The organism is Kitasatospora nipponensis (genome assembly GCF_039528135.1).
In the GTDB taxonomy this organism is placed as follows: domain Bacteria; phylum Actinomycetota; class Actinomycetes; order Streptomycetales; family Streptomycetaceae; genus Kitasatospora; species Kitasatospora nipponensis.
Genome location: NZ_BAAALF010000655.1, coordinates 1 through 776, shown reverse-complemented (window position 1 = coordinate 776; position 776 = coordinate 1). Strand labels below are relative to the sequence as shown.

General features: G+C 67.9%; 1 protein-coding gene. It reads right to left on the bottom strand.

The genetic code is table 11. From position 1 onward, the window contains the following. Positions 1-174 precede the first annotated feature (174 nt). Positions 175-776, bottom strand: a 602-nt coding sequence (locus ABD323_RS42515) for a LamG domain-containing protein (RefSeq protein WP_344447407.1), incomplete at its 5' end; no start/stop codon positions are given.

Sequence of the window (776 nt, the reverse complement as noted above, 5' to 3'; positions counted from 1 at the left end):
CAGAAGGCCGGTCCATGCCGCACTTTGCGGTGCGCGCTCGAACCGGCCCTATTCACTCCAGACCTTAGCGGATGCCTACGCACCACAGGCACCCCCGTGACTATCTTGTGATGATCACAAGGGTGCCGTTCTGGGTATGCTGCGAGGTTACGGATCGTCAGATCCGACCGGGCGTCAGCCGACCAGCCAGGAGGCCACCGGCTTCTCCTTGACGCCGTTCGTCTTGAGCGTCGCGACCTGCTCCGACGTCAGTGCCTGGTTCCAGACCTTGATGCTCCCCAGCACGCCGGCCCAGTGACCGGTCCACAGCTTGTGCTGCCTGGTCCGGCCGAGCTGCAGCGGGCCGGGACCGGCCCAGATGCCCGACACCTGCGCGGTGGAGTTCTTCCCGGCCGGCTGGCCGTTCACGTACAGCGCGATGGACTTGGCACTCGGGTCGTAGACCCCCGTGAGCAGGGCCCACTCCCCCACCGTGTTCAGGTTCTCGGAGGCGACCTGGACCACCGTGGCGTCCGCGCCGCCGTCCGCGGTCTGCACCCGGAACACCCAGGACTTCTTGCCGTCCGCGGCCACGTCCCGGCCGAGGTCGAAGGAGTACGAGGCCCCGTCGCCCTGGCTGACCGCCGTCCGCGGGCCCTCCGGCGCCTCGTTGTAGACCCAGGCGGAGATGGTGAAGCTGCCCGTCACGTCCACGACCTTGGTCCCCGACTGGGCGTTGGAGTTGTTGTTGCTGCGCAGCCGGAGCACGTGACCATCCGGCACCTTGCTCACCTCGG